Below are 16,207 nucleotides of genomic sequence, written 5' to 3'. Positions count from 1 at the left end.
CTCGAAAAATACTATAAAGGGCAAATGTGAGGGATGAATGAAGTTTTTGCAGTGAAAGAATTAAATTGGCCAATGATATGTGAACATTTCCGCCTTTTGCCTGCTGAATTGGTACAAGCAGTTTTTAAAAGAGCGAATAAAATATTCGTAAGACAAAATTGATTTAGGAGAGATAGCATGTGCACGAATATATCATTTCCACGGTCAGGAAAAAATTCCCCTCTGATATCAGGAAGGACCTGGGATTGGGCTGAACAGTATCCCACGAAGGTAACCTTTGTCCCCAGAGGCCAATCTTTTCCTGCAATAAAAAGGCCTGAAGAAATAAAGTGGAAAAACGAGCTTGCTTTTATCGGGGTGAGCTATCAGCCTGCCGATGGCCGGATAGTCATATTTTATGATGGAATCAATGAGGCTGGCCTTTCAGCTTCAGGTTTATCGCTATTTTGCAGTGAATATCCAGAGCCGGACCCCGGCAAACCGCTGCTTTATAATAACAATCTGGTTTCCTATGTACTAAGCAGCTTCAGAACAGTAGAGGAAGCTGAAAACGGACTCTCACAGCTAAGCATCACAAGAGCAGTCCCTGATGTATCAAGAAACCTTCACTATATCATCAGTGACGCTTCAGGCAGCCATTTAGTTGTCGAATTTATTGATGGAAAAATGAAAACCTATCAAACAAGTCTGGGCGTTTTGACGAATGACCCTCCATATGAGTGGCATCTTGCCAATTTAAGTTTATATGAGCAACTGAGCCTGACCGATAAGCAGAATTCTCTCTGCGGCGTCGAACTGGGCGGGAGCGGCCAGATTCCGGGAGACCCTACCCCGCAATCCCGTTTTGTCCGGGCAGAATTCTTCAGCAAAACGAGGTTTTATCCAAGGAATACCCAGCAGAGTATTGGAGAAGCCAGGCAAATCCTACAGACTTTATCAGTACCAGCAGGGACTGTTTACCTGAGAGAATATCCCGGCATCTACAGCTGGACCCAATGGAGTGTGATACGAGACCATACGAACAGAAGCTATTATTTTTACACAGATTTCAACAGTAATCTATATGCTATCCATTTAAACGAGCTGGACCTGAATTCACAAGAGCTAAAACAGATTGATATCCGCCAGCCCGACTGGCATCAGGACCTTTCAGGGAAGCTCTGCTGATTTTTCGTTATGAAAAAAAGAGGCAGCCCCTGCTGTGAAAAAATCAGTCCAGGGCAGCCTCTTCATTTATGTTGATAGAGTTATATTGATCTGCCGCAGCATTTTTTGTACTTTTTCCCGCTTCCGCAAGGACAGGGGTCATTTCTGCGCACTTTTGCGTCGGCATTAGTGTCTTTATCGGCAGCCGGCAGCGGCTTTAACTGCTTTTTCTCCATGCTGCTCAGCTCCAGGGAGGTATAGCCTTTGAGGAACCATTCCCTTGTGCTGTTCATCAGTTCCACCACTATGTCCATCAGTGCCTGCAGTTTCTCAACACTGTCGAACTTAAACATGCTTGTTAAGTATTTCATCAGATCTTCAGGTGTATCGCCTACCCTTGTTGCAAAAATACACTCTTCGGCGACCTGGTCTGCATCTTCTTTAGAAATTTCAAAATGCTGCGACAGGAATTGGACGAGCTGCATATAGCTTTTATTTCTTTCCACAAAACCAGGCTCACCAGCCGCCAGCAGCTGCTGTTTGGTAAAAGGATAGTATGATAGGCTCTTCCTTGCCTGATGCTCCTGGATCACTCGTTTAGCATCAAATACCCTGCGATTAGAATAGCCATCCCCATTAATCTGCAGCTCCGTACGGAATGAGTTGGCATCACGGATTACATTAAGATATTCCCTTAGGTGTACTGGATGTTTTAGATATTTTTCCAGAAATTCAGCCAGCTGAACAATTGACAGGGTTCCATAATAATACAGAAGCCCGCCTGTAAGCCTGATCCATTCTGTGTTTTTATTGACGGCAGATCTGATATGTATACTGTTCTTTAGTTCTTTTACTTTATCAATCAGTTCGTTTGGTACAGCGAGAACTGGCTCCCCTTCAATAATACCGCTGTAAATAATCCCGGTTCCGCGGAAGTATTCGATCTGCTGCGCCTCTATATGTGGTGCAGGCATCAGTCCGCCGCTTTCGGCAATATCCAGCAGCAGCTGGAATCTTTCACTGTCCCAGTTAAGAGGAATGCTTTCAAGATTTTCAGCAATTTTCTCCTGTAGCAGGATGATCAGCTCCGCCTTTTTCAGGCTGCTCGCATTTTTAATGGCCAGATTTTTTCTTATTGTATCAAGTTCACCTTTCGTGAAACGACTCAGCCCTTCATTCAGTGTAAAAGGAACACTCAATTCACTCCAGTGCTTTTTGAACTGCTTCACTTCCTGGCTTTTCTTCAAATCTTTCAATCCGTCCAGGATATTATTTTTCTGTTTTTCAAGTACTGCATTTCCGCTCATGTATATGTACTCCTTTCTCTCTTATTCATTCACAATCAATCATCGATTTTTCATTCATGAATACATGTACATTTCCAATCTACTATTATACACACAAGAGCCTGCCTGGATAAAATAAATCAAAATAGAAAATAGTCCGTCAATAATGATAAACCCTTGATTTGAAGGGATTTAAAGGATTATGCTGTCAAAAATTAACGTCTCCTATAGTCAGTATGTAGTACCAGTCCTTTCCGCACCTGAATGAGGGAATCAGTGGCAGGCTGAAAAATAAGCGGAGAAATTCCCTCTAATTTCAATAAAACTATAAATATAGCCAAAATAGACGGAGAAATTCCGGCTATCGACTCCAAAAACAGGAAAAAGGGCAACTTCGTCTGCTTCACCGAAAATTTTCCGCTTATTTATACCCTCCCGTGCCATATTCAGCAGCCTAACAGGAAAATCTCCGCTTATTTTAAGGCTTGCTGTTTTGGGTCGGTCTTCCATAATTTCGCTCCCAGGTTTGATGTATATGACATACTGACTTGCCGTGTTTGTGACATAAGAAAAAGGGTCTCTCCTCTATTTAAGGAAAGACCACGTAACTTTTTAAATTAAATACTTTAAAGACACTTAATATCCTTAATTAGATAAAAAAATATCTGCTTATTCCGTTGCCTGCGCAATTAGCATGTATAAAGATGATGCTGGAAAGGATTTCTCAGTTACTGTAAATCCTGCTTCTTTCATTTCACGCTCCATCCCTTCCATGGAAATTCTCGGCGCTTTCCCAGAACTTTTCTTTGGTTCAAGTTCCAGACAAATTAGATAACCTTCTTTTTTCAGGACATTTTTCATTTGCTGTAATAGCGGTGCGAGTGGCTGAATTTCATGCAGGACCAGAGAAGCCATAATGATATCGATAGAACTGTCTTTTAGAGGAAGTGCCTCCATACTCCCCAGCACTGGGACAATATTTGTCACCTGTTCCTCCAATGCTTTCTCTTTTATGATTTCCAGCATAGCCGCATCGCTATCCAGCGCATATACGCTGCCATTGATCCTTTTCGCTGCAGGGATGGAAAAATAACCGGTCCCAGCGCCAAAATCCAGCATGCTATCATTTTCCTTTAAAGGAATCATGTTCAGTAATTGTTCGGGAGATAATACCTTTCTCCGCTCTGGGCTTTCCAAGTATGATACTTTTCCTTTCTCGTGCTTGCCATGAGAATGATGGTTCATATAAATCCTCCTATTTTTGACTTCTATTTATCCTGGCTATATTTCTCTTCTATAAGAGCTGCATTCACAGCTATGGCAGCCATACTGCCTTCCGCTGCCGCAATGATTAACTGGGAAGCACCGGCAATTCGCGTATCCCCGCAGGCATACAGCCCTTCTGTGTTCGTGCGCTGCCAACTGTCAGTTGTAATCCCTCCCTGCTCATTCAGTGTGTAGCCGAGTGAATCAAAAGAAGCAGCTTGTTTCCATTCCGAGGCAATGAACCCTCCTTCACGAAGCACTGAAGTTCCATCTTCAAGCTGGATTTTTTCCAGCAGCCCCTCTTTTCCAATGAGTGAGGAAATCTTCTTTTCGTTAATACCGATGCCATTATTTTTGAGCAATGCTTTTTCTTCGAGCGAAAGGACTTTCCTGCCGTTCGTAAAAATAATTAAATCATTCGTCCAGTTAGACACCACCTTCGCCATATGAAACGCAGTCTGCTGCTCTTCAGCGATCACCGCCAGCGGCCGATCTCTTAATTCCCAGCCATCACAGTAAGGACAGCCGAACAGGCTCTTGCCATAGAACTCTTTCGCCTTTGGAATATCTGGAAGAATTTCCTTGAAGCCTGTGGCGATTATTATTTTTTTGGCACTATATACTTCCGCGTTTTCTGTCTCTATTTGAAACAAATTGTTTTCTTTATTTATACGATGCACCCGCTGCGGTTCAAGCCTCACGTTCGGGTACTTGCTTAATTCTCCTTGAGCAATCTTTTTGAATTCCTGCGGATGTATACCATTCCTTGTGATAAACCCATGGGACTTAGAAGTTACCGCATTTCTCGGTTTGTTGTCATCAAACAGGATCGTTTTACGTCTTGATCTTCCGAGCACTAAAGCAGCATTCAACCCAGCCGGGCCTCCGCCAATCACCGCGCAGTCTAATACCATTTTGTTCACTCCCTCAATGAATTTAGATATTTTCTTATTTCCGTTGTGATTCTGCCTCTTTAGCGATATCGATTAGAAGCTTTGATGCCAGTTCACTTTTCATATTTTCCTCTGCCTGTCTCATGACGTTCTCAATCAAGCAGCCTTCATGGTGAATGGAGCAATCGAATAAGCTAGTCTCCCCTTCAATCGCGTGGATGACATCCAAAAAGGATATTTCATGTTTTTTTCTGGAAATTTTATAGCCTCCCTTTGCACCAGGAGTTGATTCGATCAAGCCCGCTTTCGCAAGTTTGGTTAAAACCTTAGAAAGGTACGTCGGGGAGAGGTGCTGCATTTCTGCTAATTCCTGTACTCCCACTGTGCCCTCCCCAGGCTCCAGCATTAGATGGACCATCGTATGAAGAGCATAGTTTGTCGCGTTTGAATATTTCATAATAACCTCCTCTAATAAAAAGATATTAAAGACTCTTAATATCTGCAATTGTGTCCAGTTTATCACTTGAGGTAAAGAAAGTCAACGAGAATTACATTTTTTATATCCAGTGCGATACAAAGAAAATAAAAGAAGACCAAATCATAAGCGATTTGGTCTGTTAAGTAATATGGCCTTTCAAATTTTTCTCCCTACCAACTACTTTATACTGGCCGGGAGCCGAAATTAATTAGGTTCTTTGCCGTTCATCACTATATCCTCTTGGCAGTCTGATGATAAAAGCTGTCCTTCCCGGTCTGCTCTTTGCTTCAATTGTTCCTCCATGCAGCTCAATGATGCTCTTTGCTATAGCCAAACCAAGCCCGGACCCTCCAGTAAAATGCGATCTGGATTTTTCTACCCGGAAAAACCTCTCAAAAATATGAGGCAGTTCAGCCCCCGGGATGGCAGGCCCATAATTGGCAACCTGTATCTCGACATTATGGCCTGTGCCTCCAAGGATGATATCCAGATACTTTCCTTCTCTGCCATACCGGACAGCGTTTTGGATCAGGTTCTCAAAGACCCGGATCAGCTTCCCTCCGTCCCCGAGAACAATAGGGGGTTCATCCCCTTCAAGGAACTGCCGCCACTCCATCCCCGCGTCCTCCAGCTGCACACGGGATTGAACCGCAAGCTGATTCATCAATTCCTCCAAATCGATCGGATGCTTTTCAAAGAGTGCCTGCTGGTTCTGCATGTATGTGTATTCGAAAATGTCGTCTATCAAGGAATGCAAACCTGCTGTCTTATCAGTGATGACCTGGATATAATGGCGCAGCTCCACCTCATCCTGATAGCGGTCTTCATTGATTAAATTTAAATAGCCGATGATTGAAGTGAGCGGAGAGCGGAGATCATGGGCCACATTTGTCACCAGCTCATTTTTCAGCTGTTCTGCTTTTCTTACTTCTACAATAGCCTGCTCTGATTTAGTGAAGATCTCCTGAATCCCTTCAGCCAGCCTGCTGAATTCGCCTTTGCCGGATAATACAGCTTTGCCCTCTTTAAAAGCCAGCTGCTGCACCTCTTCTGTCAGCTTTTTCACATAATAGCTAAGGTACCTTTTTCTTTCGTACAGGTAAAAAAGCAGCAGGAACCCTATCATGAGGATTGCATAAAAAACGAGAAGCACCAATGACCTTCCGTAAAATAAAAGAAACAGCAGGCTTTCAGCAAATCTCGAATTGTCCTCGATATACCAGACAGCCGGCAATAGGAGGGCGGCAACAGCCAGTGCAAGGAAGAAAGAGAGGATGATATAGATCGCAATCTTCCATTTTGGAATGAACCTGAGGATATGCTTAAAATTATCTTTCAATTTTATACCCCACTCCCCATACCGTGTGAATGATTTTTTCGCCTGGTAAAGCTGCTTCAAGCTTTTCACGCAGATTGCTTATATGGACCATAACTGTCTTATTGGACCCTTCACCTGGTTCATTCCATACACTTTCAAATATTTCTTCAGAAGAAAAAACACGGCCCTGGTTTCTTGCCAGCAGATAAAGGATCTCAAACTCAATGGAAGTCAGTTTTATGCTATTACCTTCCGCCAGCACATGATGCTTTTGTTTATCGATTGCAAGCGGGCCGATTTGCAGAACAGCATCGCCCTTTTCTGGCTGGGAGTAGTTTGCTCTCCTGAGAAGAGCCTTCACTCTTGCTGTGAGCTCAAGCGGATTAAATGGCTTACTCATATAGTCATCGGCACCAGTCATCAGACCCACGATTTTGTCCATATCCTCTACCTTTGCACTCACCATCAGAATAGGCACCTGGCTGCTCTTCCTCACCTGTGTGCAAAAAGACAGCCCGTCCATCTCAGGCATCATAATATCCAGAATGATCAAATCCGGCTGGCTTTTGCCGAAGCTGTTCAATGCCTCAACCCCATTGCCAGCTTTACTGACCTCATACCCTTCATTCTTTAAATACACCTCAATCAGCTCAGTAATATGCTGATCATCATCAACAATCAATATTCTCGTCAATGACTGACTCTCCCTTCTTTTCATGCAGCTGAAACTGCTTCAGCAGACCGCCAATAAAATTTATCTTGAACAAGCTTTTCACTATGAAAAATCCAACTATTGCTCCTGCTGTATTTGCCAGCAGATCATTCACATCCGTGCTTCTGCCGCTTCCAAGCGTCACCCTGATCAGCAGCTGAACCAATTCAAAAGCAAGACTCAATGCAAAGCCGAACTTTGCAGCGTCTTTTAAGGAAACCATTCTCCTGTTCAGGAACGGAAGGTACATCCCGAATGGCACAAGCATAAGTACATTCAGCATAAAAGTCGTTATATCAATTGTCAGCACAGGTATAAAGTTCACAGTCTGATACCACTTTGTCTGATTCGCATACTTTCCTATATTCACCTCTATCGGGAAAAACACAAGATGGATCACGCAAAGCAAGTATATTCCAAATGACAATAAAACAACGTATTGAGCTATGGTCACCTTCCTATTTTGACGCTTACCCCAGACGGCAAGGACCAGAAGCCCCATAAAAAAGAGCGGGCCAAGCACATACCATGATTCAATAGTGAACATAATCGATTTTTCCATTATCTTTCCTCCTAATCATTCTCTTAACAAAACTCAGTATAGGAGGAAACGTTAAAGAATTTTTAAAGAAAGAATTAAGGATGACTAAATTATTCAGGATTTAATGGGTCTGTCTGCGGATTGCTTGCACATATAGAAAAGCCCCGCAATTTTGCAGGGTTTTCAAATATCAGATACTCCTTCAGTTGGATGCCTGTATACAGATTACTCTTTCATTTTAATCCAGTACAGGCGTCTTCTTCCCCTCCGCCCAATCTTGAATAAACTCTTTCTGCCTTGGATTTAAATTGCCTGGCAGGCCGCTCTTCTCAAAATACCGATGCTCCCTGCTTTCGTCTCCCGTTTGCTTTAAGGTCCCGCTGAAAGAGCTGGTTTTGAATATAATCTGGACACTGAATACCCTGTCTTTATTGGGATATTCAACAAAGCATTTTTCCCCTGAGTAAATCCCGAACAGCTCAAGCTCCTGAACCTCAAGTCCTGTTTCTTCAAAGGTTTCTCTTTTAGCTGTCTTCTCAAATGTTTCGCCCAGCTCCATCACTCCGCCGGGTATGCACCAATTATCTTCGTCTGTACGGTGCTGAAGGAGGATTTTTCCCTCGTTCTCAATGATCATGCCGCAGCCGACAGTGAATAGCGTTTCGTGTCCAATCCATTTTCGCATTGTTTTTATATAATCCATTTTCCTTCCCACTTTCCTTCTCATTTAAATAGAAAAAGAACCTCTAATCTTATCATGATTAAAGGTTCTAGTTGATTTTGAAGTTGACATAATAATTTTCTAGGAAACCAGTTCTTTTTTCCTTAAGCCAAGTGTCTCGGCTGTTGAAGTCTGGATCTCATGGAAAAGTGCTGGATTGCTGGCCAGCGACACACCGAATGACGGAATCATTTCTTTGATTTTCGGCTGCCATTTCTGCATATGCTCAGGGAAGCATTTCTCTAGCACTTCAAGCATGACCTGTACAGCAGTTGATGCACCTGGAGATGCGCCGAGCAAGGCAGCAACCGAACCGTCTGAAGCACTTACAACCTCTGTCCCAAATTGCAGCGTTCCTTTGCCGCCTGCTTCTGTGTCCTTGATGACCTGAACACGCTGGCCGGCTACAACTGTATCCCAATCACCGCTCTTGGCATTCGGGATGAACTCGCGCAGTTCCTGGATCCGCTTTTCATGCGACAGCAGTACCTGCTCGATCAAATACTTCGTCAAAGGGAATTCCTTCATTCCCGCTGCCAGCATGGTAAAGACATTATTCGGTTTAACAGAACCGATCAGATCGAAATTGGAACCAGTTTTCAGGAACTTAGGAGAGAATCCGGCAAAAGGCCCGAACAGCAGGGACTTCTTGTTATCGATATACCTTGTATCAAGATGCGGAACCGACATTGGCGGCGCTCCGACCTTTGCTTTCCCGTATACCTTGGCATGGTGCCTGGCAATGACCTCCGGGTTATTGCAGACAAGGAAAAGTCCGCTGACAGGGAAGCCGCCAATACGCTTCGACTCAGGAATCCCGGTTTTCTGCAGCAGCGGCAGACTGCCGCCCCCGCCACCGATGAATACGAACTTGGCAGTATGGTGTTCCACAGCACCGCTCTCAAGATTCTTTACCTTCACGTCCCACAAGCCCTGGCTGTTGCGCTTGATATCCTTTACCGTATGCTTGTAATTCATTTCTACATTTTGCTTTTTTAAATAGTCGAACAGCATCCTTGTCAAAGCACCGAAGTTCACATCAGTACCGGAATCAATTTTCGTGGCGGCGATCGGTTCGGTTGATTTCCGGTCCTCCATGATAAGAGGAATCCATTCCTTCAATTTCCTTGGATCACTTGAGAATTCCATGCCCTGAAACAGCGGGACACCTGAAAGCGCTTTAAATCGTTTTTGCAGGAATTCTACATTTTTCTCACCTTCCACAAGGCTCATATGCGGTATAGGCATGATGAATTCCTGAGGATTGCGGATAAGGTCCTTTTTGACTAAATAAGACCAAAACTGGCGCGACAGCTGGAATTGTTCGTTAATATTAATCGCTTTCTTTATATCAATAGAGCCATCCGGCTTCTCTGGCGTATAATTCAGCTCGCACAAGGCAGCATGGCCTGTACCCGCATTATTCCACTCATTCGAGCTTTCTTCCCCTGCACCCGCAAGCTTCTCAAAAACCTTGATCTCCCACTCAGGAGCAAGCTCCTTCAGAAAAGAACCCAATGTTGCGCTCATGATCCCGGCACCAATTAAGATTACGTCTGTTGCTTTCTGTACGCTGCTCATAATACGTTCTTTGCCTCCTATATGTGAAAAAAGATTGTGCGCTATTTCACCTAGAAATTCACTTTTCCGTTTCAAATAAAACCCTTTCATATTCTATTATAATGATTTATTGGGTAATTTATCTACTATTATCTGATAATTATATATTATTTTTCGTTTGGAAAAAAGTGCAAAGGTTCACTTTATACTGGAAAAATCAAAAATTCTGTACTTTTATCATTATATCAGGATTGGAAATTTATATATATTATATTCCTATATTAAAATAAAAAGTAAGCGTTAACAAGTATGGCATATCAGGGCTCAGCATTTTTTTCAAAAACTGGCATATTAATCTTCACCCTTTCTGCTGCCGTGAAAATAAAAAAGCCTACTCAAAGAGAGTAAGCTTACCCGGAATAAACAGCCTCACAAGTCCCTGCCTTCGGTTCATAATAACAATGATTCTTAAACTGGCCGGCAAAAGGCTGATCATACCAAGTGGGAGGACAAGGGGCATACGGATTAAAATACCAGAGAGCATACTTCCCCGGATGCTGTCTCCAATAATCAAGGTTCTGCTTGGCTAATCTTCTCTCCGCTTCCCTTGCCCTTTGATAAAACACATTCCCCTTTTGAACGGCTTCAAAAGAATAATTTCCGCCCTGCACCTGAAAGATGACATCCCGAACGGATCTCAAATCCTTAAAATCCAAACAATTGGCTAAAAGACGGTTCACAATCACATTTCCCACGTACAGCATCCCCTGCTTGCCTTCCCCTTCGGCCTCTGCCCGCATCATCCTGGCCATCAGGTCTACGTCAGCACTTCGGTAATTCACTCGTGGCATATATCTCACCTCCATGACAGTGTATGATGGGGAGGCCTGTTTGAATGTTAGTGATTGTGGAATGGGGATGTCCTTTTTATAATCGGTACAAAAAAAAGCGAACAGCATCCATAAGCTGTTCGCTAAATATTTTATCCCCAAATTTCCTTAGAAATATCTACAATATACTTCAGCTTAGCCCACTGCTCTTCCTCTGTCAGGATATTGCCGTGATGGGTAGAAGCGAATCCGCATTGAGGGCTGATGCATAATTGCTCCAGCGGCAGATATTTGGTTGCTTCTTCTACACGTGCTTTAATGTTCTCCTTGTCTTCCAAAGTGCCATGCTTGGACGTGAATACACCCAGCACCACCAGCGGGCCGCCATTTGGAACGAACTCCAGAGGACCGAAATCGCCGGAACGGTCATCATCGTATTCCAGGAAAAATCCGTTCACCTTCTCTTTTGCAAACAATACAGGCGCAATCTTGGCATAGCTGCCTTCGAATGCCCATTTAGAGCGGTAGTTCCCGCGGCAAAGGTGAGTGGTTACAGTCAGATCCTCCGGCTTATCCTCCAGCACACCGTTCACAACTCTTAATGCCAGGCTGATTAATTCCTCACGTGAATAGCCGCTGTCATTGAATGGAATTTCCGGTGCATTCAGGCCGGCGATGTACACATCATCAAATTGAAGGTAGCGGCAGCCTGCATCATAGAAGGCTTTGATGCTATCCTTGTAAGTCTTGATGATATCATTCGCATATTCTTCAACGTCCGGATAGATATCAAGGTTGCGGATGCCTGCGTTAAATAATTGGTTAGGGCTTGGGATGGTCTGCTTTGCAACCGCACGGTCACCGACAATTTCTTTAAATTCGATAAAGTCTTTAATATGCGGATGATCTTGGTTAAACGTAATTTTTCCTGTGACTCTCACATCATATCTTTCCGTTTCTTCCCCTTTGAAGGCAAAGCCATGATCCGGCACATAGCCCTCCACCCCATTCAAATGCTCAAGGAAATCGGTATGCCAGAACCGGCGGCGGAATTCCCCATCGGTGACAGCCTGAAGGCCGACCTCAATTTGCTTGTCCACAATCTTCTTGATTTCTTCTGTCTCAATAGCATGCAGCTCCTGGGCTGTAATCGTGCCTTCCTGGAACTCCTTCCTGCTCTTATGGATCCTCTCCGGGCGCAATAAGCTTCCTACATGATCTGCTCTGAATGGAGCTTTAACAAGTGTCTTAGTCATAATGAACTCCCTCTCCCCATATATCCAAGGCTTATAAAAATGCTGCCCTGGAACTTGGCTTGTTTTCATTAAAGTAAGTGTAGCACAGGGAAGTTCTTATAACGTAACACAATGTCGCTATGCCTTGTTATAGCTTAAAGCTATAACCCGCCAAGCTCTTCTTTTATGCTTTCTTTTAAATATTGAATATAAATATTCGCAAGCGGGCTGTTGGTCACATTTTTATGCGTGATATAACCCACATTAATCTTCTCATCCACCTTTAAGGGAATGGCTATGATATCCTTGCTGTTTAATTTATGGCTGATAACACCTGTTGAAATGGTATAGCCGTCCAGCCCGATCAGCAGATTAAACAGAGTGGCCCGATCCGTCACCCGGATATTCTTCGGCCTGGAAAGGGTGCTGAGAATCTCCTCGGAAAAATAGAAGGAATTATAGTCTCCCTGCTCATAAGAGAGATATGGATACGGATCCAAATCAGATAAAGTGACATAATCCCTTTCCGCAAGCGGATTTGTGGAGCTGATAAATATATGGGGATCTGCCTCAAACAGCTCATGAAACTCCAGACTTCCTTCCCTCAGAAACTTATAAATGACATTTTTATTGAATTCATTCACATACAAAATCCCGATCTCACTGCGCAGGTTCTTCACATCATCAATGATTTCATAGGTCTTCGTTTCCCGCAGGCTGAATTCATATTCCTCCGGATCATATTCTTTTAACAGGCGGACAAACGCACTGACCGCAAAGGCATAGTGCTGGGCAGAAACAGAAAAGTGCTGCTGCGGGGACCGTGCATTCGTATAACGGTTTTCAAGAAGCTCCGCCTGCTCAACCACCTGCCTGGCATAGCCAAGAAACTCTGATCCTTCAGGAGTGATGATAATCCCCTTATTGGACCGCGAAAAAATCGTGATTCCCACTTCCTCTTCCAGCTCTTTCAGTGCATTCGAAAGGCTGGGCTGGCTGATAAACAGCCTTTGTGCCGCTTTGTTGATCGAACGGCTTCTGGCTACTTCGATTACGTATTTTAGCTGTTGTAGTGTCATGGCTACTTCCTTTACAAAGAGTTTTTTGCTTTAAAGCTGCTAAATAGTATATGTGGTGCAGAATTCTCCATAATTTCTAGCTGGTTTGGAGAAGATTATAAGGCAATCTACAGCAATAATCCATTAAATCCTTCTGGCGCTTACACACTTCTGATCCAGGTGTTGAAGCAAAAGAAAGAATCCAGCCCCAGCAGCCAGATTCTTATGTATTCTATGCTTCTACCTTATTAAAAAACTGCGGCAAATGTTCTTTGTGGGCTTCAAGCATTTCGTCCACAATTTGCTTTGCCAGCTTGTCAGATGCAACTAAAGGATTGATCGTCAGTGCCAGGACAGCTTTATCATAATCTCCCGTGACAGCAGCTTCTGCAGCGACTCGTTCAAAAGATTTTATCTGCTGGACCAATCCGCGGACCGGCACAGGGAGATCACCCATGACAATAGGCCTTGGGCCATCCTTGGTAATAATACAGCTTACCTCGACTGCTGAATCATCCGGAAGGCTCGCTATCGCTCCATTATTCAATGTATTGACAGGCTGGATATCGCGTTTGTCATTGTACATAGAAGAAATCAACCGGACAGCTGCATCAGAATAGTATGCGCCTCCGCGTTTCTCAAGCTGCGGCGGCTTAATGTCCAGGTTGGGATCCTTATAAAGTTCGAAAAGGTCATTTTCAAGTTTTTGGACTACCTCTGCACGGGTACCTTCCATCTCTGAATTTTTCAAGTCCTTCTCTACCATTTCCCTCGTTTTATAATAATACAGATGGTATGGGCATGGAAGAACGTTTAGGGCTTTAAGAAAAGATGTTTCCCATCCAATTCCCTGAACATTCTTTACAAAGCTGCTGTTCTGCGGATCAGTGAGAAGGTCTATTACTTTTCCTTTTACACTCTCCCCATCCAGGTACACATCCAGACCATATACCATGTGATTCAATCCGGCAAAATCGATCCGGATCCGGGAATGTTCCACATCAAGCAGTTTAGCAATTCCCATTTCCATTCCTATAGGTACATTGCAGAGGCCAACTACCTTTTTGTAATTAGAATAGCGGAGCACTGCTTCCGTTACCATTCCAGCAGGATTTGTAAAGTTAATCAGCCAGGCATCAGGACACAATTCCTCCATATCTCTGCAAATATCTAAAATAACCGGTATGGTCCGCAAGCCCTTGAATAATCCACCAGGACCGTTTGTTTCTTGTCCCAGCACCCCGTATTTTAAAGGGATTCTTTCATCCTTTGCCCGTGCATCTAATAATCCTACCCGAAATTGCGTTGTTACAAAATCTGCATTCTTCAAGGCTTCTTTACGATCAAGGGACAGATGAACTTCAATGGGGAGCCCTGCCTTCTGAACCATCCGTTTAGCGAGATTCCCTACAATCTCGAGCTTCTCTTTTCCAGCTTCTACATCAACCAGCCAGAGCTCACTTACCGGCAGCTCATGATACCTCTTAATAAAGCCTTCAACTAACTCAGGAGTATAACTTGACCCCCCACCAATGGTAGCTATTTTTATTCCTTTTTTCATGCATTCACACCTCCGGATAGATTTACGTGCTCATACAAGTCTACAAATTCGCCTGCCATGTCTTTTATCGTAATCGCATTCATAAGATGGTCCTGAGCATGCACCATTAACAAAGTAATCTCTGTACTTTCTCCTCTCACTTCCCTTTGGATCAGAGACGTTTGGATGAGATGCGCGCTATTCAGTTCATTAGCAGCTTCCTCTATTTTCTTTCTTGCCCCTGGTATGTCCCCGCTCTTGGCAGCAGCAATTGCTTCCATGGCAGAGCTTTTCCCATTGCCGCCGTGAAGGATGATTTGAAAGATTGTCTCTTCGATGCCAGCCATAAAGAAAACATCCCTTCCTTTTATGATTTATTTATAAAAGACACGTTCTACCTATTTCATGTGCAAGAAGGGAACCTATGAAGCTATCCCTTTTGACCGTTAATCAGATCAATAGCAGCCTTTAAAACTTCCGGTCCATTGCACATTCCATAATGAACAGGATTAATAGAATCAACTGGTATATTTTTTTCCTCGCATAGCTTTTTCATTTGAGGCATCAAGTAACGCACCTGCGGACCAAGGAGCAATACATCTGCATTGTCAATATGCCGTTTAACTGCATCTGCCCCTTCCGCCCAAATCTTTGCCTCAATGCCCTGGCTTTTAGCTGCTGTTTCCATTTTAGTCACCAATAAGCTTGTAGACATTCCTGCTGCGCAGCATAGCAAAATATTCATCCTCTTATTCCTCCCTGATTTGTTTATCTTGCAAAAAATGTCCTCCATAAAATTCATTAATTCTTTTTTTATCACTGGAATTCATCTAAACAGGTTCCGGACCATGCCAGTCCAGGAACCTGTTCATCCCTTTCAAACCACGGACTTAATAGAAACCTCCCTAAAGGTTATAAGGTCTATGCCCTTGTCAGTAATGGCCGTTTGAACAGCAGGGTCGGTTAATATGGTTAGTTCTCTGACACGCTGCAAAGCATATGAACTGCCAGCATAGACCTGTTCATCAACAAAAGCAGGATGTGTCATTAACTCTGCAGTTTCATAAGGACGTGCTTTATCAAGCAGTTCGAGCAAATACTCTGTCGTCAGCTGATCTCCATAAAATTCATGATTAAAATATTGGACAGGCTGCAATGGGTTTGGATCTGAACTTACTTTTCTAATAGGCAATTGATTTTCCCTGGCTATTTTTTCTACAGCGGGATAAACATTTGGAAGTGAATGCACATGATGATGGCTGTCGATATGAGTGGGTATTATGCCAAAAGAAATGAACTTTTCAAATTGGCTCCTTAATTCAAGTTCAATTTCCTCTGGAATTCCATCCTCCTCTATTGCCGATATCCTGTTAAATTCTCCTTGGCTATTTACAAGCGAGGCCGCTTCATTGCTTACCGGCCTTCCGCAGGTCAACACGAAATGGATTCCCACTCCAAGGCCAGGGTTATTCTTCGCCAGTCCGGCAGCATGTTCTGCTCCAGGCATATTTGCCATTAATGTGGTTGAGGTAACCACACCATTTTGAAAGGCTTCAATGATTCCCAGATTAACTCCTTTTGAATAGCCGAAATCATCGGCATTGATGATTAACTTAGTCATTA

General features: G+C 43.5%; 17 protein-coding genes. 1 reads left to right on the top strand and 16 read right to left on the bottom strand.

Translation table 11 applies throughout. The features are described from left to right. Positions 1-177 precede the first annotated feature (177 nt). The gene (locus tag N288_RS09920) at positions 178-1,167 is read left to right on the top strand and encodes a linear amide C-N hydrolase (RefSeq protein ID WP_009791007.1); all 990 of its coding nucleotides are present in this window, start codon (positions 178-180) and stop codon (positions 1,165-1,167) included. 80 nt (positions 1,168-1,247) lie between these two features. On the opposite strand, the gene N288_RS09915 is transcribed toward N288_RS09920, so the two are convergent. From N288_RS09915 to chbG, 16 genes are all read right to left on the bottom strand, one after another. Then, complete coding sequence (locus tag N288_RS09915) at positions 1,248-2,453, bottom strand: YecA family protein (RefSeq protein WP_009791006.1); 1,206 nt, start codon at positions 2,451-2,453, stop codon at positions 1,248-1,250. A gap of 648 nt (positions 2,454-3,101) precedes the next feature. Then, on the bottom strand, positions 3,102-3,677 hold the full coding sequence (locus N288_RS09905) for a class I SAM-dependent methyltransferase (protein ID WP_009791004.1): 576 nt from the start codon (positions 3,675-3,677) through the stop codon (positions 3,102-3,104). 23 nt (positions 3,678-3,700) lie between these two features. Next, the gene (locus N288_RS09900; RefSeq protein ID WP_009791003.1) at positions 3,701-4,612 is read right to left on the bottom strand and encodes an NAD(P)/FAD-dependent oxidoreductase; all 912 of its coding nucleotides are present in this window, start codon (positions 4,610-4,612) and stop codon (positions 3,701-3,703) included. 34 nt (positions 4,613-4,646) lie between these two features. Next, on the bottom strand, positions 4,647-5,048 hold the full coding sequence (locus N288_RS09895; RefSeq protein ID WP_009791002.1) for an Rrf2 family transcriptional regulator: 402 nt from the start codon (positions 5,046-5,048) through the stop codon (positions 4,647-4,649). A 229-nt stretch (positions 5,049-5,277) separates the two neighbouring features. Beyond that, positions 5,278-6,408 (bottom strand): sensor histidine kinase, encoded by a 1,131-nt coding sequence (locus tag N288_RS09890; protein ID WP_009791001.1) that lies wholly within the window; start codon positions 6,406-6,408, stop codon positions 5,278-5,280. After that, positions 6,398-7,105 carry a response regulator transcription factor gene (locus N288_RS09885; RefSeq protein WP_035400995.1) on the bottom strand — a complete coding sequence of 236 codons (708 nt, stop codon included), beginning with the start codon at positions 7,103-7,105 and terminating at the stop codon, positions 6,398-6,400. Before N288_RS09885 ends, N288_RS09890 begins: the two co-directional genes overlap by 11 nt. After that, complete coding sequence (locus N288_RS09880) at positions 7,059-7,661, bottom strand: VanZ family protein (RefSeq protein WP_009790999.1); 603 nt, start codon at positions 7,659-7,661, stop codon at positions 7,059-7,061. The genes N288_RS09885 and N288_RS09880 overlap by 47 nt, the downstream gene beginning before the upstream one ends. 217 nt (positions 7,662-7,878) lie before the next feature. After that, on the bottom strand, positions 7,879-8,343 hold the full coding sequence (locus N288_RS09875) for an NUDIX hydrolase (protein ID WP_022543759.1): 465 nt from the start codon (positions 8,341-8,343) through the stop codon (positions 7,879-7,881). A gap of 99 nt (positions 8,344-8,442) precedes the next feature. After that, entirely contained in the window at positions 8,443-10,032 is a 1,590-nt protein-coding gene (locus tag N288_RS09870) for a malate:quinone oxidoreductase (RefSeq protein WP_083783059.1), read from the bottom strand. Between the two features lie 299 nt (positions 10,033-10,331). After that, positions 10,332-10,772, bottom strand: a complete 441-nt coding sequence (locus tag N288_RS09865) for a cell wall hydrolase (RefSeq protein WP_022543758.1) — start codon at positions 10,770-10,772, stop codon at positions 10,332-10,334. A 131-nt stretch (positions 10,773-10,903) separates the two neighbouring features. Then, positions 10,904-12,007 carry a 5-methyltetrahydropteroyltriglutamate--homocysteine S-methyltransferase gene (locus tag N288_RS09860; protein WP_022543757.1) on the bottom strand — a complete coding sequence of 368 codons (1,104 nt, stop codon included), beginning with the start codon at positions 12,005-12,007 and terminating at the stop codon, positions 10,904-10,906. A gap of 140 nt (positions 12,008-12,147) precedes the next feature. Next, on the bottom strand, positions 12,148-13,065 hold the full coding sequence (locus tag N288_RS09855; protein ID WP_009790992.1) for a LysR family transcriptional regulator: 918 nt from the start codon (positions 13,063-13,065) through the stop codon (positions 12,148-12,150). A 211-nt stretch (positions 13,066-13,276) separates the two neighbouring features. Further along, complete coding sequence (locus tag N288_RS09850; protein ID WP_009790991.1) at positions 13,277-14,605, bottom strand: 6-phospho-beta-glucosidase; 1,329 nt, start codon at positions 14,603-14,605, stop codon at positions 13,277-13,279. Beyond that, positions 14,602-14,931, bottom strand: coding sequence for a PTS lactose/cellobiose transporter subunit IIA (locus N288_RS09845; protein WP_009790990.1), 330 nt, complete (start codon positions 14,929-14,931; stop codon positions 14,602-14,604). The genes N288_RS09850 and N288_RS09845 overlap by 4 nt, the downstream gene beginning before the upstream one ends. 83 nt (positions 14,932-15,014) lie before the next feature. Beyond that, positions 15,015-15,329 carry a PTS sugar transporter subunit IIB gene (locus N288_RS09840; protein ID WP_022543756.1) on the bottom strand — a complete coding sequence of 105 codons (315 nt, stop codon included), beginning with the start codon at positions 15,327-15,329 and terminating at the stop codon, positions 15,015-15,017. A 132-nt stretch (positions 15,330-15,461) separates the two neighbouring features. Beyond that, complete coding sequence (gene chbG / locus N288_RS09835) at positions 15,462-16,205, bottom strand: chitin disaccharide deacetylase (RefSeq protein WP_009790988.1); 744 nt, start codon at positions 16,203-16,205, stop codon at positions 15,462-15,464. Positions 16,206-16,207: the final 2 nt, after the last annotated feature.

This window comes from Bacillus infantis NRRL B-14911 (assembly GCF_000473245.1).
GTDB lineage: Bacteria > Bacillota > Bacilli > Bacillales > Cytobacillaceae > Bacillus_AB > Bacillus_AB infantis.
Note: the sequence above shows the minus strand (reverse complement) of the source record. Positions and strands in the feature narration are given on the sequence as shown.

Excerpts from the sequence above, each read along its gene's own strand:
- N288_RS09920 (WP_009791007.1), top strand. The coding sequence starts at position 178 with ATGTGCACGAATATATCATTTCCACGGTCAGGAAAAAATTCCCCTCTG.
- N288_RS09915 (WP_009791006.1), bottom strand. The coding sequence starts at position 2,453 with ATGAGCGGAAATGCAGTACTTGAAAAACAGAAAAATAATATCCTGGAC.
- N288_RS09905 (WP_009791004.1), bottom strand. The coding sequence starts at position 3,677 with ATGAACCATCATTCTCATGGCAAGCACGAGAAAGGAAAAGTATCATAC.
- N288_RS09900 (WP_009791003.1), bottom strand. The coding sequence starts at position 4,612 with ATGGTATTAGACTGCGCGGTGATTGGCGGAGGCCCGGCTGGGTTGAAT.
- N288_RS09895 (WP_009791002.1), bottom strand. The coding sequence starts at position 5,048 with ATGAAATATTCAAACGCGACAAACTATGCTCTTCATACGATGGTCCAT.
- N288_RS09885 (WP_035400995.1), bottom strand. The coding sequence starts at position 7,105 with ATGAAAAGAAGGGAGAGTCAGTCATTGACGAGAATATTGATTGTTGAT.
- N288_RS09880 (WP_009790999.1), bottom strand. The coding sequence starts at position 7,661 with ATGGAAAAATCGATTATGTTCACTATTGAATCATGGTATGTGCTTGGC.
- N288_RS09875 (WP_022543759.1), bottom strand. The coding sequence starts at position 8,343 with ATGGATTATATAAAAACAATGCGAAAATGGATTGGACACGAAACGCTA.
- N288_RS09870 (WP_083783059.1), bottom strand. The coding sequence starts at position 10,032 with ATGAAAGGGTTTTATTTGAAACGGAAAAGTGAATTTCTAGGTGAAATA.
- N288_RS09865 (WP_022543758.1), bottom strand. The coding sequence starts at position 10,772 with ATGCCACGAGTGAATTACCGAAGTGCTGACGTAGACCTGATGGCCAGG.
- N288_RS09860 (WP_022543757.1), bottom strand. The coding sequence starts at position 12,007 with ATGACTAAGACACTTGTTAAAGCTCCATTCAGAGCAGATCATGTAGGA.
- N288_RS09855 (WP_009790992.1), bottom strand. The coding sequence starts at position 13,065 with ATGACACTACAACAGCTAAAATACGTAATCGAAGTAGCCAGAAGCCGT.
- N288_RS09850 (WP_009790991.1), bottom strand. The coding sequence starts at position 14,605 with ATGAAAAAAGGAATAAAAATAGCTACCATTGGTGGGGGGTCAAGTTAT.
- N288_RS09845 (WP_009790990.1), bottom strand. The coding sequence starts at position 14,931 with ATGGCTGGCATCGAAGAGACAATCTTTCAAATCATCCTTCACGGCGGC.
- N288_RS09840 (WP_022543756.1), bottom strand. The coding sequence starts at position 15,329 with ATGAATATTTTGCTATGCTGCGCAGCAGGAATGTCTACAAGCTTATTG.
- chbG (WP_009790988.1), bottom strand. The coding sequence starts at position 16,205 with ATGACTAAGTTAATCATCAATGCCGATGATTTCGGCTATTCAAAAGGA.